Here is a 21229-nt window from a genome sequence, read left to right as displayed (position 1 = left end):
CGTGAAACATGGCAGTCACCCGTAGGCACCTGCTGATGGCCGCAGCGGCCCTCACCGGCACACCGCTTATCAGCGAGGCCCTGACCCCCCAGGCCCTGGCGGCAGCGGGCACACGTCTGGACCTGGAGGGCTGGACCCGCGTGGACTCCCTCAGCGACGACTTCACCACCGGCCTGGACGAGAGCCGCTGGCGCAAGGGCCTGTGGTACCCGGGCTCAAGCAACCACACCTTCCAGCCCGGCAACGTGGAGGTCAGCGACGGCGTGCTCCGCCTGTGGGCCCGCTCGGAGCGCGTGGCAGGCAAGCCCTTCACCTTCGGGGCGGTCGAGTCCCGCTTCGACACCCCCGGCGTGTGCAGCTACGTGGAGGTCAGGGCCCGCTGCCTGGACTCGGCGGCCAACGTCCTCTCCGCGGTGTGGCTCCAGTCCTCCACCCTCACCGGGGAGGACCGCCTGAGGAGCGAGCCCAACCCGGAGATCGACGTCCAGGAGAACATCTCCGACCGCGCCGTCAACTGGGCCCACCACCTGTGGCCCTGGAACGGACACCGCCACGAGCACGACAAGGTCCAGCAGTGGGAGGGCGGCAACGGCGGCCGGCACGACGTGGACCACGACCTGACCAAGGACTACCACCTCTACGGCGTCGAGCGCCGGGAGGGCCACGTGCGCCTCTACTACGACCGGGTCCTGTACGCGGACATCGACACCGCACGCCTGCCGGGACGCTTCAGCTCCCTGGCCCGCATGTCCCGCCACGTGGTGCTCAGCCTGGAGGACCACAGCCGCCAGCCCCACCGGGCCAGCCACCTGCCCGCCTCCTTCGACATCGAGTACGTGCACACCTACACCTACGCCCCTGCCAGCGTCGAGCTCAGCGGCGAGGTGCAGGTGACCGCCCCCGACGGACGCCGTCTGGCCGCCCGGGGAGGGACCCTTGCGTTCGTGCCCGGCGACCAGGCGGAGGGCACCACCTGGCGGCTGACGCGCCAGGACGACCTCACCTACGTCCTGGCCGCCGCCGACGGCAGCGTCCTGAGCCAGAAGGACTACCTGGGCTTCCACGACCGGGACCTGGAGGTTGTCCTGCGCGCCGGAGCCTCCACCGGCCCCGACGACGCCGGCAGCCTGTCCCGCTGGCACCTGCTCAAGGACGGCGACGCGGTCAGGATCGTCTCCCGCCTCTCCGGCCTGCCCCTGGTGGCCAGTGAGGACGGCGTCCTGGTCCACGGCCAGCGCTCCACCGCCTGGACCCTGGTGCCCGTGGCCGTGCCCTCCCCCGACCCGCAGCCTGAGCCTGAGCCCGGCCCCGGCGGCCCCGGCGGTGAGGAGCAGCTGCCCGCCTACGTGGCCGCCAGCCGGGGCAGGCCGGGGGTCACCGTCCTCAAGGGCGTCTGGCGCGAAGGCGGCCAGGTCACCTACGCGGTGCGGACCGGTAGCCGGGTGGTCTTCTACGACCGGAACACGGTGGACGCCCCCGTCTACGCCTCCATCAGCATCGGCCGCAGCACTGACCAGGTGCTGGTAGGGGACTGGTTCGGTACCGGCCGGGACACCCTGGCCCTCAAGCGTGGCAAGCGGGTCCTCCTGCAGCAGACCCTGACCTCCACCAGGACGGTCGTGGGCACCCTCGCGGACCTGGAGAAGGCCCGCGCCCAGTAGGTCACGGGCCCCAGGCCGCCAGGGGGCTAGGGTGGCGGCATGAAGGACTCAGATGGCTGAGGTGAGACGGCCTTGGTACCCCCCGACCCTCGACGCCGTCGCCGCCCGGGCCGGGGTCTCCAAGGCCACCGCCTCCCGCGTCCTGTCCCCTACCGGGACGGCCAGCCTGCCAGCGGCGGCGGCCCAGGTGGTCGCCGCCGCTGAGCAGCTCGGCTACCACCGGCCCGGCCTGGGCCGCCCCCGCCTGGTGGTGCTGGTCACCGACATCGCCCGCACCGGCTACTGGCTGACCCTCTCCGGGGTGGTGACCGCCTGCCAGGACCTGGACGTGGACCTGTGCGTGCAGGTGCTCACCGGGGCGGCCCACCGTTGGCGCGACTCGGTCCTGGGGCCGCACCAGGGCCGCGTGGACGGCGTCGTCGTGCTGGAGTTCGACTCACCCAGCGCCCAGCTGCTGCCCCAGGTACCCCGAGACCTGCCGGTGGCGGTGGCCGGAGGCTACCCCAGCATGGACGGTGGCCGGATGCCTCGGGCCTGGGTGGACGACCGGGCCGGGGCGGTGCTGGCGGTGGAGCACCTGCTGTCCCTAGGGCACGAGCGGATCGCCTACCTGGGGGTGCCCTCGGCCGGGCACCCGGACCCGCGCCTGGCGGGCTGGCGGCAGGTCATGCTCGGTGCGGGCCTGGACACGCCCCCGCCCCTGGCCACCGGCTGGGGACCGGAGACGGGGATGCGTGCCGCCCTGCCAGCCGTGCGCTCCGGAGCCACTGCGGTCCTGTGCGGCAACGACGACCTGGCGATCGGCCTCATGACCGGGCTGCGGACCGCCGGGGTACGGGTGCCGGAGGACGTCTCCGTGGTGGGCATGGACGACCACCCGCACGCGGTAGCGACCACCCCCGCCCTGACCACGGTGCGGCTGGACTTCGCGCGGGTGGGTGAGCTGGCGGCCCTCCTGGCCCTAGGGGCACCGACCCCCGCCAGCACCGAGGTACCTGCCGAGCTGGTGCTGCGCAGCTCCACGGCGGCCCGCCGCCGCTAGGGCGGGGGAGAGGTACCGGTACTGCCGCCTTCGACGTCGTGCCATGCTGGTGCTATGGCAGCTGACCAGCCCTCCGCCCCCGTCTCCCCGGCGCTCGACGTCCTGGACACCTCCTGGGCGCCTGCAGGCTGGACGGCTTCCGAGGACTACTACGACGACGCCCCCTTCGGGTCGGTGCTCGGGGACCCGCTGACGGGCTCGATGATCTACGACGTCTCCGTGCTAGACGCGGTTCCTGGCTGGCAGGAGGAGGACGCGGGCACCGCCGTCGACCCGTCCGCCAGCGTGCAGGAGCGCGCGGACCTGGAGCGGGCCCAGCGCATCAAGGAGGGGGCGCGACGCCGCGACGAGGCGCACCGGCAGTCCCGCCGCACCACGAGCAAGACCACCAGCCCCACCACGGCGCCACGCACCGCTTCCCGCACGGCCACCCGTACCGCCTCCCGCACCACCGTGCCTCGTTCGGTGCTGGTCCCCGGCCCGCTGCCCGGGCAGGTGCCGCCCCAGGCTGTGCCGGTGCAGGTGCCGCCCCAGATTCCGCCGCAGGCCTATGCCCCGCCAGCCCAGGGGGCTTACGGGGCGGGGCAGCCTTATCCCGGCGACGGACCCTGGTCACCTGGTCCTTGGGCCGCTGGGCCCGCCCAGGGTGGCTACGCCCAGGGCGGCTACGCCCAGCCGCCGCAGGTTCCCGGCCTGCCGGTCCGTCTGCCCTACCGGGGGCCGGGCGGGGGCCCAGGCAGCAACGACCTGGAGCAGGTGCTCTCACAGGTGAGCCGACAGGTACAGCTGGTGTCCAAGGACGCGCAGTCCCTGGGCTGGGAGGGAATCAAGCCCTACCTGAGCTGGATCGTGCTCCTGCTGATCATCTTGGGCTTCAGCGTCTTCGCCTAGGTGCGGGCTGGCCTGCTACCGGGTGCTGCTGTGACAGGTGCAGGGCCGCTGGCGGGGGCCTCGGGCCGTGGGCGTGGTAGCCGGTGGTCCAGGTGCCCCACCAGCTGGGCGGCCAGGCCCGTATAGGTGGCGGGGCTCAGGGCCAGCAGGCGGGCCTCCACCTCGGGGGGCATACCCAGGCCGCGGATGAGCTCCCGCATGGTCTGCGCCGTCACCTTCTTGCCGCGCGTGAGCTCCTTGAGCCGCTCGTAGGGGTCGGCCATGCCCGGGGCCCCCGCCACGGAGGCTGCCCGCATGGCCTGCTGCACCGGCTCAGCCAGCACCTCCCAGGCGCCGTCCAGGTCCTCCAGGAGCCGGGCCCGGTTCACCTCCAGGCCCGCCAGCCCCTGGCGGATACTGTCCAGGGCCACCAGCGAGTGCCCCAGGGCCACCCCGATGTTGCGCTGGGTGGAGGAGTCTGTCAGGTCCCGCTGCATCCGGGAGGTCACCAGGGTGGCGGCCAGCGTGTCCAGCAGGGCGCAGGAGACCTCCAGGTTGGCCTCCCCGTTCTCAAAACGTATCGGGTTGACCTTGTGCGGCATGGTGGAGGAGCCGGTGGAGCCCTGGGCGCTGAGCCGCTGGTGGAAGTACCCCAGGGAGATGTAGGTCCACACGTCGGTGGCCAGGTTGTGGGCCACCCGGTTGAAGCGGGCCACGTCCGCGTACAGCTCGGCCTGCCAGTCGTGGGACTCGATCTGGGTGGTCAGCGGGTTCCACACCAGTCCCAGCCCCTCCACGAAGGCCCGGGAGACGGCCTGCCAGTCCGCCGTGGGCACGGAGACCACGTGCGCGCCGTAGGTGCCGGTGGCCCCGTTGACCTTGCCCAGGTACTCGGCGGACTCCACCCGCCGCAGCTGACGGCGCAGCCGCCAGGCCAGCACCGCCAGCTCCTTGCCGAGCGTGACGGGGGTGGCGGCCTGCCCGTGGGTGCGCGCCAGCATGGGCACCTCGGCGTGCTCCCGGGCCAGGGCGGTCAGGTCCGCCACCAGGCCGGAGGCGGCAGGCAGCCAAACCTGCTGCACGGCGTCGCGCACGGTCAGGGCGTAGGCCAGGTTGTTGACGTCCTCGCTGGTGCAGAAGATGTGGACGATCTCGTGGACGGCGGGCAGCACGGTGGGGGCGCCCTCCAGGCCGGTGACGCCCGCGCCGGGGGCGGCGTCCAGGCGGCGCTTGAGCAGGTACTCCACCGCCTTGACGTCGTGGCGGGTCTCCGCCTCGATCTGCGCCAGCTCGGCGATCTCCGCAGGGCCGAAGCCCTCCACCAGGCCCCGCAGGTAGTGCTGCTCCGCCGGGGACAGGCGGGGCGCTCCAGGCAGCACGCCGCCGTCAGTGAGGTGGATCAGCCACTCGACCTCCACCAGCAGGCGGGCCCGGTTCAGGGCCGCCTCCGACAGGTGGTTGGCCAGCGGGGCGGTGACGGCGCGGTAGCGGCCGTCCAGCGGGCCGAGGGCGACGGCGGGGCTGAGGGCGGAGAGGTCGACCATGCCCCCGATTCTGCCAGGGGCCGGTACCGGGAGGATCCAGGAGGCCGAGTCCCGGCCAGGGAGCCGGGTGCGGGCTCCGGGAGCGGGGCTGTAAGCCTCTCCGGGCCTGGCGCTGGGCGGGGCCAGGGCCGGGCGCTGCCGTCCTCAGGCCATGGGGTCCCAGCTGGGCAGCATGACCGGCTCAGCCTCCAGGGCGGCACGCAGCTCCTGGGGCAGGCGGCTGGCCCGCACCACCACCTGGAACACGTACTCGTCGAACCAGGAGTCGTTCATGGTGTGGAATCCCTTCTCCCCGACCTTCTCACCCCAGGAGTTCTCCACCCGCCAGCGCCGCGGCACGCCGTCCACCAGGTCCACGCCGGTCAGGCACATGGCGTGCGTCAGGCAGGACTCACGCACCATCATCCGCTCCGCCTTGGTCAGGGACAGGTCCACGCCGTACAGGCCCTCGTAGTCGTGCAGGGCGGCGTCCCAGACACCCGCCTCCTTATCCCGCTGCTTGGCTACGTCACAGGCGAACCACACCGGCTCGCCGTCCTGGATCGCGGCCACGGCCACCGCCTTGAGCACCTCCAGCTCCGCCGTCACGTGCTCCTGGGTGGGCGCCCCCACCATCAGCTCGGTGCGGTCGATGCCGTAGCGGGTGCCCACCCGGATGTGGGGGCGCGGGTCGTGCGCCACCACCACGAACTCCTCCACGTCCCGCACGTAGCGCTGCGCGAAGTCCCGGGGCGTGAGCTCCCCGACCCGGTGGAAGGCCTTGTCCTTGTCCCGGTACTGGAACACGAATGACGACGGCGGCGCCCCCAGGTGGATCGTCAGCACCCGGTGCACGTCGGCCAGGGCGGCCTCCCGCAGCCGCTCCAGGTGCTGGGGCCCCTCACCTCCGGCCACCGCCTGCCGCAGGCGCAGCGCGGCGCGGCGCAGCACCGTGGCCAGGTGCGTGTTCATGGCCTCAGAGCTGGTGGCCGAGTCGGTGTCCGGCATGGCGTAGTGCGGCACCACCCCGTACTTGGCCACCAGGCGCGCCAGCTCGGGCCACCAGCCGCCGTCACCGATCGGCTGGCTCAGGTCCGCCACCACCAGGCGGTCGTCCAGGTCCCGGCCTGCCTGCGCGTCAGCCACCACCCGGGCCAGGAAGGCGTTGGCCTTCTCCAGCTTGTCGTGGAAGTAGACGAAGTTCTGGCTCAGCTCGAAGGACTCGACCTGGAGCTCCTTGATGAGCGCCGCCCGCAGCACGTTCAGGCCCGCGAAGGCCCAGCAGCGCCCAGAGCGCTTCTGGTCGGTGATGACGGCGTCCGGGATCAGCTCGGAGACCGAGGAGTCGATAGAGGTGAACACCTGCCGGTCCAGGCTGACCTTCTCCACGTCGGTGGTGGCCACGGCGTTGGCTGCCAGGCGGGCGGCGGCGTCAGCCAGCACAGCCTGCGTGCGGGTGGTGACCCAGTCGGGGCTCAGGGCGGGGGAGGCAGGGGAGGGAGCGTGCTTGTCAGACATGCGGTTAGGTTAACGCGGGGCGCTGACACTGTTCTCCGGCCCACCAGGCATGATGCGCCTATGTGCCGTAACCGCCCCACTGACTGGGAGTCCCGCTACGCCGCCGTCGACCGCCTGTGGTCAGGCCAGCCCAACGCCTGGCTGGTCTCTGCCGCCACCGGCTGGCAGCCGGGCACCAGCCTGGACGTCGGCTGCGGGGAGGGTGAGGACGTGCTGTGGCTCGCCGCCCAGGGCTGGCAGGCCACCGGCGTGGACCTGTCCCGCACCGCCGTGGACCGCCTGCTCAACCAGGCCAGCAGCCGGGGCCTGGCCGGACGCGTGCAGGGGCAGGCTCGCGACGTCGTCGCCCAGGGCCTGCCGGAAGGAAGCTGGGACCTGGTCACCAGCTTCTTCGTGCACGGCAGCAAGCACGGGGGTGGGCTGGACCTGGTGCGGCTGCTCACCCAGATGGCGGTCCGGGTGGCCCCGGGAGGCAGGCTCATGACCACGGTGCACGCCGTAAACCCGCCCTGGCGGCCCGCCCACCTGCGCACCTACCGGGCCCAGGAGCTGCTGGACGCCCTGGCTGAGGCCTGGACCGCTGACGGCGGGGCGGGCGGGAACGAGGGCCTGGTCCACGAGGTCGCCCGCCGGGGGGACGTCGTCTCCCCCGCCCTGGAGGGCTGGCAGGTGGAGCAGTGCACCGAGCACTGGCAGCAGGCCACCGGCCCCGACGGCACCAGCGCCCGCCAGGCCGACGCCGTGCTGGTGCTGCGGCGCGCCCAGGGCTGAGGGGGCTAAGCAGCACCTGCCTGCGCCGTAGTCCGCTTGTGCCGTGACCTGCGCCGGGCTGTGCTGCTTGGCGTGCACGCAGGGCTGAGGCGGGAAGGGTACGGTCGTGGCGACCGGGCCGCGGTGCTGTGGGGGGCTGGGGCGGCTGGCACTGGCCCCTGCACAGGCCGGGCACAATGACCCCATGAGCCTCCCTGAACCGCTGCACCCCGAAGCGCGCAAGCACACGCCTGAAACGACCGACTCTAGAGCGGCCGCCGCCCAGCCGGCCTCGGCCAGACAGAAGACCGCTCAGCCTGGCCCGGGCGACCTGGGGTCCGGCCGTGGGTCGAGTGAGCCGCCTGTGCCCGCCCACGCCGTCGCCAGCCCTGCCTCTGCCAGCCAGGACGCCGCCAAGGACCGCGACCAGGCAGCCGGGGAGGGCGACGCCGTCGGGAAGCCACGCGACCCGGAGGTGCCCGGCTGGGTCTACGAGCTGGTGGACGTGGCCGCCCACGCCCGCGCCATCCTGCTCGGGCAGCGCTGGGTGCTGGCGGCTGGGGCGACGGGAGCCTTCGTGCTGGGCTGGCTGGGGCCGCGCCTGCTGAGCGACAAGCTCCTCCAGGCGGCGGGAGGCCTGCTGCTCCTGGCGGTGGCCGCGGTGGTCCTGGACGCGGCCAGCAGGACCGTTCCCGCCGAGCCGCTGCCCCAGGGCGCGCGCGGCGGCGTCCACCTGATACTGCTGGACATCGTGCTCACCGGCCTGGGGCTGCTGCTGCTGGCTGGGATGGCGCTCGCGGGCGTCTGGCAGGCGGTGCTGCTGGCGGCCCTGGCGGTCCTGGGAGCCGCCACTGGCAGCCTGTGCCTGCTGCTGACCGAGGCTCCACGACGGCGACTCGGCGCCGCCTGGGCGCTGGGGCTCGTGCTGGTCTACGTGCTGGCCCTGTGGCTGCTGGGGCTGACCTCCTGGTGGACCGCAGCGGTGCTGGCTGTGGCCGTGGACCTCGGCGCGGTGGCCGCCTACCGGCTGGGACGCAGCGCCGAGCAGCGGTAGAGATGGGGCTCGGTGTCGAGCTGGCGTCGGGGCCAGTACCTGCTGGGGACGGCGCGGCTGCTGGGGCTTGCGGTGGGCTGGCAGGGGGCGGGGGCGCTCCTGTGAGCACCGGGTGGCGGCGGCCTTACCGGGGCTTCTCCCGGGGTGGGCCGGGGCGTTGAGGGGCTGGGTGCGCTCTGCGTCCGGGCACTTGGGGGCCGCGCTCCACAGGGCGGTAATCGGAGCCGCACCGCCCTGATATCCACGCAGCCTGGTGGGACGGGGCGCCAGCGCCCTTAACGTCGAGGCATGACACAACTCGAAGCACAGCTAATGGTTAGTGACGTAGGTGCCGCGCTGCTCGTCATTCCTCAGGATGTTCCTACGTCCTGGGTCGGGGCGGCCGCCACCTCCTGCGCCGATGCGCTCAGCCAGGTGCGCAACCGCTTGAGCACTCTTAGTACAGAGGCCACCGAAGCCGAGGCCTCCTGCAAGGCCCTGGACGCGATCCTCTAGGAAGCCGGTGAATGCCATGAGTAGCCAGCAACCTGACCCCACCGGCGTCTGCAGGCCGTCGCCTGCGCCGTCCTCATCCTCCGTAGGATCGTCCTCCCAGACGCCCTCCCCCTGGATGGGGCCGGGTGTCCCCAGCGGCAGTGTCCCCACCACCGGTGGCGGGAGCGGCGGCTCAGCTGCTGGCGGTTCCACACAGACCAGCCAGGGCCCCTGGGCGATGGGGACCGGTCCAGGGGCTGGTGGCAACCAGCAGTGGCCGGACCCCATTATGGGGCACCCCTGGAGCTGGTCCTGGAAAGGCAATGGACAGGCGATTGTGGTGTCTGGCGGGAGCAGCTCCGTCAACACTGACGACCTGCGCAGCCTGGCCGCCGCCATCGAGTCCGCAGCGGGTTTCGTCAGTCAAGCAGCCGCGCACGCCAGCAACGCCCGGGCTCAGGTTGACGACGTCGTCATTCCAGCACGCCCCACCGTGATGCGAGCCAATACTGGAGCAGTACAGTACCCGCAGGTATACATCGAGCCAGCCGCAGCCTCCAACAACGGGCCGGACCCGGATGAGGTCAAGCGCCTGAAGGACGCTGCCCAGGAAGACCTCGATGACGTTACTGTCGAAACCTGTGCCAGCCCCAGCCTGGGGGCGGTGGCCGGTCGCTTGAGTGGGCTGGCCAAGGACGTCCTGGCCTGCGCCGATATGTACGACGCCGCAAATGGCAAGGCCACCCCAGCCCCTGGTAGCTCCGTAACCGGCCCTGCCAGTCCCCTGGCGATTCCGGGGCCAACAAATGGTGTAATCACCTTAGGTGCGCGGATGTTTACGTTAGCTGTTCTGGACTCTATCTCCAGGGTTACCGTTGCGGACCAGCTCCTGGATGTACTGGGACTCGACCTGCCGGCAGACATTGTCCAAGGAATAGAGACGCTGATGTCCGACCCGGGCACCAGCTTGTGGGTGTTGAAGGACGTTTTCCGCCTGATGGTGCTTGGGTTTGCAGCCTCCCGGGCCAGCACCGGGCAGGAGGCTGCCACCGTCCAGCAAGAGATACGTGCTGCCGCCCAGCGTCTGGACCCCTGGGTAAAAGAGCGCCTGCCTGACAAGGTGCAGATCGGCACCCAGCTGGTGGACCCCAGCACCCTCACCCCGGTTCAGCGCTGCACCTACTACATCTCCCTGCTGGCCGCACAGTCCGCGCGGCAACGGTACGGGGCCAGCACAGGTGTCGAAGTCAGTGAGCGCTCAACGGTCCAGGGCGACAAGACGCCCGTGCGGACCATGAAGGTGCCGCCCTCCACCAAGGACCCCTTCGGCCTGAAGAGTGCTGTCCCTCCGACCAGCCTCCAGGGCGGCAACCAAGGCGGGTACCAGGCGGTGCCTCTGCCGTCGGCTACGGTCTCGGGCACCATCGAGTTCTCTAGAACGCTTCAGAGCGACAGACACCTGGATGATAAGAAGATCGCTGCCATCTCCATCCAGCGCATAGACCACGTGGACGGCAGGAAGAGCTACCTGGTGACGATCCCCGGAACCGTGGACTGGGGCTCCGGTAGCGCCGCAGGCCAGGACCTGCTCACCAACATGCAGGGGGCGGCTGGCGCGCCCACAGACATGGAGTCCGGTGTGGTCACTGCCATGCGGGCCGCGGGTATCCAGCCGGGCGACGAGGTGGCGCTCTACGGGCACTCCCAGGGCGGGATCACGGCGGTGAACATCGCTGCCGACCCGGAGGTGGCCAAGCAGTTCAACGTCACCACCGTGCTCACCGCAGGCGCTCCTACCGCCCATGTACAGCTGCCAGACAAGGTGCACGCCCTGCACCTGGAGAACACCGCCGACGCCGTGCCCGCCCTGAGCGGAGGGCCCACGCCCACCGGAGCCAACCGCGTCGTCGTGCAGGTAGACACCCATGAGAAGGGCATTAAGACCTACCCGCACGACTCCGGGGTCTACGCCCAGGTCACGCAGGGGCTGGAGGGGGCCGGTGAGCCAGCGGTGGAGGAGTGGAGCGAGCACTACCGCCAGTTCCTGGGGGAGGGGGAGCAGAGGACCCTGGCAGACGGGACGGTGGTCACCGCGACCGCCTCCGAGGTCGTGTACGACATCAAGCGGACCTTCGATTAAGGTGCCCGCCCAGCAGCCGAGGGCGGCCTCGGACGGTCGCCGCCGACGTCGTAAGGCGTGAGGACGGTTCCCGCAGCCAGGGCCGCCGCAGGGGGCGTCGTCGGGTCCCGCGAGCAGCGGAGGCTGAGTGCCCGCCGGGGGCCGCCTGGGCCCGGTGGCCGCCTGGGCCGGGTGGCCGCCGATAGTGTCCGCGCCCTGTGCGATCATCAGGGCATGGAGCTGATCGTCCGAACCCTGGGTAACGCGGCCGGCCTGTGGCTGGCCACCATCGTGGTCAAGGGGCTGGAGGTGCCTGGCGCCCCCACTACCGGAGCCCAGGTGGCCAACCTGCTCGTGGTCGGCCTGGTGCTGGCGCTGGTCAACTCCCTGGTCAAGCCCCTCATCAAGACCCTGGCCTTCCCCCTCTACCTCCTTACCTTTGGGCTGTTCGCCCTGGTGGTGAACGGCCTGATGCTCAAGCTGACCGGCTGGCTCACCGACCAGCTGGTCGGCGTCGGCGCGGAGGCGGGTGTGCCCCTGGGCCTGCACGTAGAGACCATGTGGGCGGCCGTCCTGGGGTCTCTTATCGTCGCGATCGTCTCCGCGCTGGTGGTCGGGGCCATAGGTCGCGGTCGCGACCAGGACTGAGCCTGCCAGGCGCCGGACCCCAGCCCCCCCCGCGCCTGCGCGCACGGGTCCCGCCAGGAGCCGCCCGGTGCCAGGATGAGGCCATGAACGCCCCCTCCGACGCCTCGTGCAACCAGCCCGGGCCAAGCCCCGCCGTCGTCCCCCTGCGGCAGGCCGTCAGCAACCTGCCCGCCTACGTGCCCGGTGGCAGACCGGCAGGCGACGGCGTCGCCAAGCTCTCCTCTAACGAGATGCCCTTCCCCGTGCAGGAACAGGTCCTGGCCGCCCTGACCCAGGCGGCCGCGGGCGCCAGCCGCTACCCCGAGATGACCGCCAGCACCCTGGCTGAGGCGATCGCGCAACGGCACGGCCTCACCCCCGGGCAGGTGGTGGTCGGCAACGGCTCCGTGGCTCTTATCCAGCACCTGCTGCACACCCTCTGCCAGGAGGGAGACCAGGTGGTGCTGCCCTGGCGCTCCTTCGAGGCCTACCCCATCTGTGTGGCGGTCGCCGGGGCGCAGGCCGTGAAGGTGCCCCTGACCGCCAGGCACCGTCACGACGTACCGGCCATGCTGGCAGCCGTAACCCCAAGCACTCGTGTGGTCATGGCCTGCTCCCCCAACAACCCCACCGGTCCGGCCGTTAGTGGCGGCGAGCTGCGCGCGCTTCTGGAGGGCGTGCCCAGGGAGGTGGTCGTCATGCTGGACGAGGCCTACCTGGACTTCGTGACCGACCCGGCGGTGGAGGACGGCCTGGACCACCTGGAGGCGCACCCCAACCTGGTGGTCTGCCGCACCTTCTCCAAGGCCCACGCCCTGGCCGGGATGCGCGTGGGCTACCTGCTGTGCGAGCCGGGGCTGGCGGCGGCGGTCCGGTCGGTGTCCACCCCCTTCGGGGTGTCACTGCCCGCCCAGGCGGCGGCGCTGGCGGCACTGGCCCCCGAGAGCCTGGCGGAGACGGCGCGGCGGGTGCGCGCGGTGGTCGCGGAGCGGGCGCGTGTGGTGGCTGGTGCCCGGGAGGCGGGCTGGCCGGTGCCGGACGCGCAAGGCAACTTCTTCTGGCTGCCGGTGGGGGAGCGGGCCGTTGAGCTGGCGGCCGGCTTCCAGGAGGCGGGGCTGCTGGTGCGCCCCTTCGCGGGCGAGGGGGTTCGTGTAAGTATCGGCACGCCTGCGGAGAACGAGCGCGTGCTCACTCTCCTGCGTCGCCTCCCCCACCCCACCTCTCGCCCCGTCTCTCGCGAGACCGGGACATATGGCTCACGAGACCGGTACGCCTGTGGATAACTTGGCGGCTGGGGTGGGGTTCCGGGGGTGGTGGAGGCTGCTGCCGCAGGTCGCTCGGGCGAGCGGTGCGGTACTTGCGCACATGGATCGGCTGCTGCCTGCCGGCTGCCCGGAGTTTTCCCTGGGGTTCTGCGGTTTACCGGGCTGACTCTCTCTGGGGGCGGCTCCGGCACCCCGTTAGACGTGCAGGCGCGAAGCGGTGGCACACCTCATTCTGTTCCCGGTTCGCGCCTCGCAGATGGATAGTTGCTATTCCAACGGTTTGCTGCGGCAGCACAGTTCTCATGTGTGCAAACGGGTGATGTGGCAGCAGCACAGGCGATGATGGGGCGGTGCCAGAGCCTCCGCCGCGGTCACTGCCCTTGCAAGCAGCCGTTTACCGGGGCGACGACGACGGGCGGCGGCGCTGCTTCAACGCTCGTTCCACCGGATACAGGTCGTCGGGGCTGCTGGGAGGAGACCGGCGGGCGCACACCAGGTCTGTCTACCAAAGACACTCAAGCAGCGCATCTAAGTGCCAAATTAAGTGACATAGCCTATAAGGTGCTAAATGATGTAAAGCCTACCGGTCTCGCGAGCCATATGTCCCGGTCTCGCGAGAGAGGGTGCGGGGGAGGGAGTGAGTGGGGTGGTACCTGTGGGCGGTAGCCCTGGCACCGCCCGGCTCAGCCGACAGTCAGCAGGAACAGCAGGCAGACCACGATCTCACTGATCCCGAGGGCCCGGACGCTGACGGGCCGCTGCTTGGCGCGCAGGCGCCGCCACTGGATGGTCGGCACCAGCCAGGCGCGCACCGCCAGCCCTACCCAGAGCGCAGCATGCCCCCAAGGCAGCAGTCCCCGGCTGCTCAGCAGCACGGCCCCCACCGCCACCAGGGCGTGCGCCACCACGCTTCCCAGCAGCATCCTGTGGTTGAAGCGCTCGCGGATCATGGTCTTCACGTAGGGCACGGTCCCGCCCAGGTACAGCGCGGTCGATGCCGTAAGCAGCCACACCCAGGGCCAGCCGGTCAGCTCACCGTTGGGGCTGGCACCTGGCAGGCCGGTGCTGTCGCCCAGCCCCAAGAAGCCGCCCGCCCCGCGAACCGCCGCCGAGTAGCAGACCGCCGTCATCAGGGAGGCGGCGGTGGTCGTGGCCAGGCCGGAGAGCAGGGACCGCTCCCGTCCCCGCCACAGCTCCCACAGGGCCACCGCGAAGAAGGGGGCGAAGGCCACCAGCCACTGGATCAGGTAAGGGGCCAGCAGCAGCACGAACAGCCCGAGGGCGGCGGTCGCCGTCGAGTAGACGCCCAGCGGCAGCACCAGCAGCTGCCGACGCCGGGGCGAGCGTGTACGCAGCCACTGCGACCAGGCCCAGTACACGAAATAGGCCGACCACCACGCCGGCAGCAGCAGGAAGGTCAGCAGCGGCACCCCGCCGACCCGCAGGCCCACCAGGGCGGGTAGCACCAGCATCGCCCAGGCGCCGTGCTGGTTCGGCACCCAGGGGCGGCGGCCCGGCTGACGGCGGATCTGCTCCTGGGTGGGCGGGGGTGTCTGGGGCTTGCGGCCGGTGGACAGCAGGATGTCGTCCTGTGGGCCGGGCAGGGACTGGTGGGAGGGCGCGCTCGCAGGGCGGCTGGCGGGGGCGGCGTCGCTGACGTGCTCCGGGGGCAGGTCCGAGGGCTGGGAGGGGCGCTGCTGTGTCACGCCCTCACCCTATCGAGGCTGGCTGCGCCGTGTAGATGCCGACGACGCCGGGGCTGCGGGGTGCCCGGTGTGTGGCCAGGGGCGACGGTGCGCGTGGGCTGGTGACGACGGCGGGTGTGGTCGGTGGCGATGGCGGGCGTGGGCTGGGGCAAGGCGGGTGTGGTCGGGGGCGACGGCGCGCGTGGGCTGGGGCCGTGCAGTGAGGCTGCACAGGTGAGGGGGCCGCCTCCTTGCCAGAGGCAGCCCCCTCACTGTTCGTGTCACATGCGGCCAGACAGCCTGCAGCGCCGTGGCCCGGCGCACCAGTCGGCCCTGCGCGTCCGCTCAGCCTCGGACCAGCCCGGACCAGCCCGGGCCAGCCCGGCCAGCCTGGACCAGCCCGGCCAGCCCGGGCCGGCCCGGCCAGGCCCGGGGCATACCCCCACGCCCGGCCAGCCCAGCGGTTCAGCCGCCCAGGGCGGCGGAGACCACCTGCTTGGCCTCCTCCTGCACCTGGGCCAGGTGCTCCTCGCCCCTGAAGGACTCGGCGTAGATCTTGTACACGTCCTCCGTACCGGAGGGGCGCGCCGCGAACCAGGCGTTCTCGGTGGTGACCTTCAGGCCGCCGATGGGCTCGTCGTTGCCGGGGGCGCGCACCAGGCGGGCGGTGATCGGCTCCCCGGCCAGCTCGGTGGCGGTCACGTCCTCGGGCGCGAGCGCCCCCAGGCGCGCCTTCTCCTCCTTGGTGGCGGCGGCGTCGATGCGGGCGTAGGCGGAGGCCCCGAAGCGCTCCACCTGCTCGCGGTGCAGCTGGGAGGGGCTCTTGCCGGTGACGGCGGTGATCTCGCTGGCCAGCAGGGACAGGATGATGCCGTCCTTGTCCGTGGACCACACGGTGCCGTCCTTGCGCAGGAAGGACGCCCCGGCGCTCTCCTCGCCCCCAAAGCCGATGGAGCCGTCCAGCAGCCCGGGCACGAAGTGCTTGAAGCCCACAGGCACCTCCACCAGGCGCCGCCCCAGGGAGGCCACCACCCGGTCGATCAGGGAGGAGGACACCAGGGTCTTGCCCACGCCGCAGTCCGGTGCCCAGCCGGGACGGTGGGTGAACAGGTACTCGATCGCCACGGCCAGGTAGTGGTTGGGGTTCATCAGCCCGTCGGGGGTGACGATGCCGTGTCGGTCGGAGTCGGCGTCGTTGCCGGTGGCGACGTCGTAGGGGGTGCGGCCCTCGGCGTCGGGGGTCATGGTGGCGCGCAGGGAGGCCATGGCGTTGGGGGAGGAGCAGTCCATGCGGATCTTGCCGTCCCAGTCCAGGGTCATGAAGCGCCAGGTGGGGTCCACCTCCGGGTTGACCACGGTCAGGTCCAGGCCGTAGCGCTCCCCGATGGCCCCCCAGTAGTCCACGCTCGCGCCGCCCAGCGGGTCCGCGCCGATGCGCACCCCGGCCTCACGGATCGCGTCCATGTCTATCACGCTGCCCAGGTCGGCCACGTAGGCCTCCAGGTAGTCGTGCTTGAGCACGTAGGGGCCGTCCAGGGCGTCGGCGATCGGGACCCGGGGGACCTCCCGCCAGCCGGAGGCGAGCAGCTCGTTGGCCCGGGCCGCGATCCAGCTGGTGGCCTCGGATCCGGCAGGGCCGCCGGTGGGCGGGTTGTACTTGAAGCCGCCGTCGCGGGGCGGGTTGTGGGAGGGGGTGACGACGATGCCGTCGGCCCTTCCCGGCCCGGTGGTACGCACGCCCTCGGCGCTGCCGGCGCCGTTGGCGCTGAGGATGGCGTGGGAGACGGCAGGGGTGGGGGTGTAGGCACCGCGCGCGTCGACGGCGGTCATGACGCCCGCCCCGGAGAGCACCTCAATGGCGGTGCGCCAGGCGGGCTCGGACAGGGCGTGGGTGTCGCGGCCGATGTACAGCACGCCGTCGGTGCCCTGGGAGCGCCGGTACTCGATGATGGCGGCGGTGGTGGCCACGATATGGGCCTCGTTGAAGGCGGTGTCCAGGGAGGAGCCGCGGTGCCCGGAGGTGCCGAACACGACCTTCTGGGCGGGGACGGCGGGGTCGGGGACCAGGTCGTAGTAGGCGTTGATGACCTCGTCGACGTCGATCAGGTCCTGGGGCAGTGCGGGTTTTCCAGCGCGTTCGTGCATGGCGGCAGTGTGTCACCGGCCACTGACACGAACCTGGGAATCTCGCTAGTTGGACGCTGTTGTCTCGGGCCTGGCTATGCGTCTCCGGCGGACGACTGCGTCCACGATCCCGACAGCAAGAATAATTAACGAGCTCGACGAGGCCAGTGTTCGAGCGCCAGGCGGCTCAGATAGCGGGTGCCAAGATGTGGGCAGGAAGGCTCCGAGAGCTAGGGTGCAGGCCATGATTGTGTTGACCAAAGTCAGTTTCACGGCATAGCCAGAAATGATGGCTGCAGCGCAAACAATCTCAACCAGTCCGGTGGTCAGTAGCAGCATCAATGTCGGAGTGGGGGCAGAGAAGGGTGTGAGCTCGCGGACATAGGCAAAAGCCCATAACCCAGATTCGGATAACAGTAGGTATCCTATGAACAATAGCGCACCGACAGTCCTGTTACCTCCGCCGGAAACCTTGTCAACCTGGTGTGGGGGTGACGTCAGTTCGGTGAAGCCGTTAAGTATGCGATTGGCGTCATGTCTCACAAGAAATGAATTGCATGCGTACTGCAGGACGCGGACAGGTATCGAGGTCAGCGTAAATGCTGATGCGATGAAAAACAATAAGCTGAGTGATGGGGTCAAGGTAAATAGGAGCACCAAGGGGGCAAGTGGGGACCAAATCAAGAGGGTGGCCAGGCGCCATCTCCTTCTAGTGCGTTGCTGGAGATAGGTGGCGATACTGAGGGAATCTGCGGCTCGATCCTTAAATGGCTTAGTCGACACGTCGGAGAGCAGTTTGGAGGCAATGATTCTTGGAGTCATTGACGTTGGTTTGAAGTAAGTTATGTGATCAAGTAGCGGATTTCCCTGCGCGGCCACCTCAATCTGCTGGCAGGTAGAGGGCAGCTTTGGCAAAGGAATTCGCCCGACGAGATCGTTTGGGCTGGTGATTTCCAGCCATTCCTGCACCTGATTCAAGGGCATGATGTTCGGCAAGCGGTTTCTCTTGAGTATGAGGGCGAAGCCGAGTGCCGTTGCGATCGATAGCGCTAGCAGGACCCATGTAATGGGCGGAGGGAGGTAGGATGTGATGGATAGGTCCGGTATCTCTGAGGCTGTCGGCTGCAGTGGTCCCAAGAGAAGCTCGGGGGTGGAGGGTGGCCATAGGGATGCTTGGAGAGTGTGCCGAATAACCCTGATCATAAAGGTCAACATTTGGAGCCAGGCGGGAGAGTGGTTGGCAAAAATGAAAGTTGACATAAGTAAGAAAGGGAATATCAAGTAGAGCCAGGCTGCAATTAGGTGCCTGCGGTCGTCGAGCGCAGAAATGATGCTAATAGGCCTTAGTCCTGAACCTACACCAATGAATCTAGCAACTTTGAGTCTCCGGTTGTTGTTCACGGCCTGATGGGCCAGAAATCCACCCTGTGAGTGAGCGATAATGGTAGTTGTTTTAGCGGTAGATAGAATTCGTTGCAACTCAGTTTCGAGCTTCTGGTCCATTGCCTTGCGTCTTGCGGAACTGATCTGGGAGGCGATCTTAATGTGTCCAGCAAGGTTCCAGCGTGAATGGGTGAGTATGGCCAGAAATACTGCTAGAAGCGTGACTGTCGGGGCGACCCTAGAGGCAAGCGGAATGTCTGTAAGGGCGGCATTCGTTAACAAAAGTGTGACACAGGGTATGCCAATCACCAGCATTAGGCGCGTGAATAGGGGGACGGCGATTTTCAGCATCTCCCTCCAAGACGGCTTGAAATTTGAGTCCTGCATTCTAAGCAGTGCCTTCAGGTCGTTCCCGTTGGGGGTGAGCAACAGCAGCGCTAGCGGTAGGCGGCTGATGGACCAAGCCATCATTTCTCTTAGACCTGGTCGCTCAAAGCTTTGGGACCAGATAATCTCATGTAATGCGATTGTTTGACTCTTGTTCCCGTGAGTCACGCGGAGGCGAATCTGATCTGGCAGTGACTCCTGCTCTACGCCCCACCCCTCGGTGAGGGCCTGCCTTGTTATCTCGTCGGCTATCGGCGGGCCCCAGCCTTTCAGGAGCGAGCCAGTTTTCTGGTTGCCGATGCCGTGAATCATTACGGCACAGACGTCGTCGACGGAGTGTTCAGGGCTGCTGGCTTGGTTGCAGGAAAAACGGCTGGGGCTGGTTGCGGCTCGTCTGCGCAGCGTGGCTTGCTTTCTCCGCTTTCGGTGACTAGCCGCCATGGTCCCTTCCGGTGTGGTGTCTTAGGAGTATCTCGGGTAGATGCTCTTTGCCCGGCCTGAGTGTATAGCCTGGAGGTAATTTGTGTCGGCTGTTGGATTTTTCGGCGGGATCGTGTCTAGTTGCAGCGCGTGCGTTGCACGCTAGTGTTCATCTGGAGTCATCTCACCGAGGAGCCCCTATGCCTACCGTCGTCGCTACCACTGACGCCCCCGCCGCCGTCGGCCCCTACTCGCAGGCGGTCTCCACCGGCGACGGCGCAGGCGCCGCCGTCTACCTGTCCGGCCAGATCCCCCTGGACCCGCGCACCGGCCAGCTGGTGGAGGGCGGCATCCAGGAGCAGGCGGAGCAGGTCCTGCGCAACCTGCAGGCCGTCCTGGCAGCGGCGGGCCTGGGCCTGGGCGACGTCGTCAAGACCACCGTGCTGCTGGCCGACATCAACGACTTCCAGGCCGTCAACGAGGTCTACGCCCGCTACTTCACCGGTCCCGTGCTCCCCGCCCGCGCGGCCTACGCCGTCGCCGCCCTGCCCCTGGGAGCCCGAGTGGAGGTCGAGGCGGTGGCGCAGCGGCCCTGAACCGGCTGCCCGGCGGCCGCTCGGGGGCTGCCTGCGGAGCGGCGTCGAGGAGTGCCGGGGGAGCGGCGCCGAGGAGCCGCCTCGGCTGCCGCCCGCACCCGGACCCCGCAATAGCCGCCTGACAAGCCGCGACTTAGCCACATTAAGGCGGATTGCTCCGTAGTCTGGAAGCATGGCTGAGTCGATCCTCTTGAAGGCAGGCGGGGCGCGGACAGTCCTGTCCCTGGCAGCCAAGATGCTGGTGGCCCTGGCGCTGATGACGGTGGTGCCGCTGCTGCTCTTCTGGCCCTTTGGACGCTCCCACGTGCCCGTGGTGGAGGTCCATGACGAGGCCGGGGTGCTGCAGCCGGTGGCAACGGCGCAGGCCCTGGAGGAGCTGCGCTTCCGCAAGGACGTGCGCCTGGTGGTGCTCACCCTGGACGTGGGCTACAACGACAGCTTCAACAGCGCCGTGCTGGCCTACGCCCGCACCCACGAGCCCGGCTGGGTAGACGGCAACTACTGGGCTGACGGCTTGGTCATCCTGGGGGTCTCCCCGAGCGGCCGCTGGGTGGGCTGCTACTTCGGGGAGGACGTGAAGGTCGGCACCGCCACGCAGCAGGCCATCCAGGACGCCGGCAAGGACTCCTTCCGCCAGGGACTGTGGGCCCCCGGCGTGGAGCAGATGGCCCACCGGTCCGCCGCCGTGATCGGCAGGCCCGTGGCCGGGGAGGGGACAGTCTGGCTGCTCTCCGCGCTGGGCGTGTCCGGTGGCCTGGGCTGGCTGGGCTGGATGCTGTGGTCCGCCAGCGCGGCCCGGTCGGCTTTCCGGCGGGCCAAGCGCCACTACACGCAGGTGACCAGCGACTACGAGGGCACCCAGATCAAGGCGGGCCTGATCCCCACCGACGAGGCCCACGGCGCCCAGGTGCTCGCCCGCTTCGGCTGGTTCGAGGACCAGTACGCCCGGCTCACCAGGCAGTTCCAGGACTACGGGGAGCCCCACGGCGCCGTCTGGTTCGGCGGCCAGCGCCATGCTGAGGCCAAGCGCCTGCTGAAGGGCGCCACGGCCCTGGACTCCCTGGACGACGCAATCTCCAACGCCGCCGCCCTGCTGACGCTCTCCGAGGGCTGGGAGGGGGCCTGGGCCAACGAGCAGGGCCCCGTGCGTGAGGACCTGGCCTCGCTGCTGGAGCTGTGCGCGCAGGTGGAGAGCGAGGGCCAGGTGCAGGCCACCAGCGAGCGGCAGTGGGTCCACGAGTCGCAGAACCGCCTGGCCCAGCTGGCGGACCTGCTGTCCACCAGGCAGGTCACGCCGTCGGCCGCCCTGACCGAGCTGGACACGATCGCCACCTCGGTGCGCTCGCGGGCGGACTCGCTGGCCAGCCGGGCCCTGCAGGCCAGCACCAGGTACCGGAAGGAGCGGCTGAAGCAGTACCGTAAGTCGCGGGGCTCGGGCCGCATGACCTCCTCGGCCAGGTACCGGGGCTCCTGGTCCTACGGCGGGCACAGCTCCTCCTACAACCCCTCCTCCACGATCCGCATCAACCCGGGCTCGCCGGGGGCCTCCGCCTCCGGGGTGCGGTGGACCGGGGCCGGGGCCGCCTCCCAGTTCTCGGCGCCGGTGGCGGCCTTGGTCACGGGCTACGACTCGGCGGCCTCCTGGGCGCCGTCCTCCAGCTCCAGTTCCAGCGGCTCTAGCTTCTCTGGTGGCGGCTTCTCCGGTGCGGGCTCCAGCTCGCACTTCTGAGC

Annotated in this window: 16 protein-coding genes; 11 read left to right on the top strand and 5 right to left on the bottom strand. The window is 69.8% G+C overall.

Annotated elements, in window-relative coordinates; translation table 11 throughout:
• Positions 1-8 precede the first annotated feature (8 nt).
• Genes JG540_RS09900 through JG540_RS09890 form a run of 3 tightly spaced genes read left to right on the top strand, consistent with a single transcriptional unit; the run spans position 9 to position 3594 of the window.
• Positions 9-1661 (top strand): LamG domain-containing protein, encoded by a 1653-nt coding sequence (locus tag JG540_RS09900; protein WP_200275740.1) that lies wholly within the window; start codon positions 9-11, stop codon positions 1659-1661.
• A 52-nt stretch (positions 1662-1713) separates the two neighbouring features.
• Positions 1714-2703, top strand: coding sequence for a substrate-binding domain-containing protein (locus JG540_RS09895; RefSeq protein WP_200275737.1), 990 nt, complete (start codon positions 1714-1716; stop codon positions 2701-2703).
• A gap of 54 nt (positions 2704-2757) precedes the next feature.
• A complete protein-coding gene (locus JG540_RS09890) occupies positions 2758-3594 on the top strand; it encodes a hypothetical protein (protein WP_200275735.1) in 837 nt (278 codons plus the stop codon).
• Here JG540_RS09890 and purB read toward each other — a convergent pair.
• Both purB and JG540_RS09880 read right to left on the bottom strand, forming a co-directional pair.
• Positions 3591-5117 carry an adenylosuccinate lyase gene (gene purB / locus JG540_RS09885; protein ID WP_200275734.1) on the bottom strand — a complete coding sequence of 509 codons (1527 nt, stop codon included), beginning with the start codon at positions 5115-5117 and terminating at the stop codon, positions 3591-3593. The two genes, JG540_RS09890 and purB, sit on opposite strands and share 4 nt — an antisense overlap.
• Before the next feature lie 144 nt (positions 5118-5261).
• A complete protein-coding gene (locus tag JG540_RS09880) occupies positions 5262-6614 on the bottom strand; it encodes a C1 family peptidase (protein WP_200275732.1) in 1353 nt (450 codons plus the stop codon).
• 60 nt (positions 6615-6674) lie between these two features.
• On the opposite strand from JG540_RS09880, the gene JG540_RS09875 reads away from it, so the two are divergent.
• The 6 genes from JG540_RS09875 to hisC all read left to right on the top strand — a co-directional run bounded on the left by JG540_RS09875 (position 6675) and on the right by hisC (position 12921).
• Complete coding sequence (locus tag JG540_RS09875) at positions 6675-7385, top strand: class I SAM-dependent methyltransferase (protein WP_200275730.1); 711 nt, start codon at positions 6675-6677, stop codon at positions 7383-7385.
• A gap of 343 nt (positions 7386-7728) precedes the next feature.
• Positions 7729-8418 (top strand): hypothetical protein, encoded by a 690-nt coding sequence (locus tag JG540_RS09870; RefSeq protein ID WP_200275728.1) that lies wholly within the window; start codon positions 7729-7731, stop codon positions 8416-8418.
• Between the two features lie 288 nt (positions 8419-8706).
• On the top strand, positions 8707-8913 hold the full coding sequence (locus JG540_RS09865; protein ID WP_200275726.1) for a hypothetical protein: 207 nt from the start codon (positions 8707-8709) through the stop codon (positions 8911-8913).
• A gap of 319 nt (positions 8914-9232) precedes the next feature.
• Entirely contained in the window at positions 9233-11032 is a 1800-nt protein-coding gene (locus JG540_RS09860) for a hypothetical protein (protein WP_200275723.1), read from the top strand.
• 213 nt (positions 11033-11245) lie between these two features.
• Positions 11246-11659, top strand: a complete 414-nt coding sequence (locus JG540_RS09855) for a phage holin family protein (RefSeq protein ID WP_200275721.1) — start codon at positions 11246-11248, stop codon at positions 11657-11659.
• An 83-nt stretch (positions 11660-11742) separates the two neighbouring features.
• Positions 11743-12921, top strand: a complete 1179-nt coding sequence (gene hisC / locus JG540_RS09850) for a histidinol-phosphate transaminase (protein ID WP_200275719.1) — start codon at positions 11743-11745, stop codon at positions 12919-12921.
• A gap of 665 nt (positions 12922-13586) precedes the next feature.
• Here the strand turns inward: hisC and JG540_RS09845 are convergent.
• The 3 genes from JG540_RS09845 to JG540_RS09835 form a co-directional block, all read right to left on the bottom strand.
• Complete coding sequence (locus JG540_RS09845; protein ID WP_234042807.1) at positions 13587-14609, bottom strand: YwiC-like family protein; 1023 nt, start codon at positions 14607-14609, stop codon at positions 13587-13589.
• 444 nt (positions 14610-15053) lie between these two features.
• Positions 15054-16733, bottom strand: a complete 1680-nt coding sequence (gene pgm / locus JG540_RS09840; protein WP_200275717.1) for a phosphoglucomutase (alpha-D-glucose-1,6-bisphosphate-dependent) — start codon at positions 16731-16733, stop codon at positions 15054-15056.
• A 45-nt stretch (positions 16734-16778) separates the two neighbouring features.
• Positions 16779-18794: a lipase family protein gene (locus tag JG540_RS09835; protein WP_200275715.1), complete on the bottom strand. Its 2016-nt coding sequence runs from the start codon at positions 18792-18794 to the stop codon at positions 16779-16781.
• A gap of 308 nt (positions 18795-19102) precedes the next feature.
• Between JG540_RS09835 and JG540_RS09830 the strand changes: the two genes are divergently transcribed.
• On the top strand, positions 19103-19498 hold the full coding sequence (locus JG540_RS09830; RefSeq protein WP_200275712.1) for a Rid family detoxifying hydrolase: 396 nt from the start codon (positions 19103-19105) through the stop codon (positions 19496-19498).
• A gap of 172 nt (positions 19499-19670) precedes the next feature.
• A complete protein-coding gene (locus tag JG540_RS09825) occupies positions 19671-21227 on the top strand; it encodes a DUF5129 domain-containing protein (protein WP_200275710.1) in 1557 nt (518 codons plus the stop codon).
• Positions 21228-21229 lie beyond the last annotated feature (2 nt).

Source organism: Actinomyces weissii (assembly GCF_016598775.1).
Lineage (GTDB): Bacteria > Actinomycetota > Actinomycetes > Actinomycetales > Actinomycetaceae > Actinomyces > Actinomyces weissii.
The sequence above is the reverse complement of the archived record's forward strand: the minus strand, read 5'-3'. Positions and strand labels throughout refer to the sequence as shown.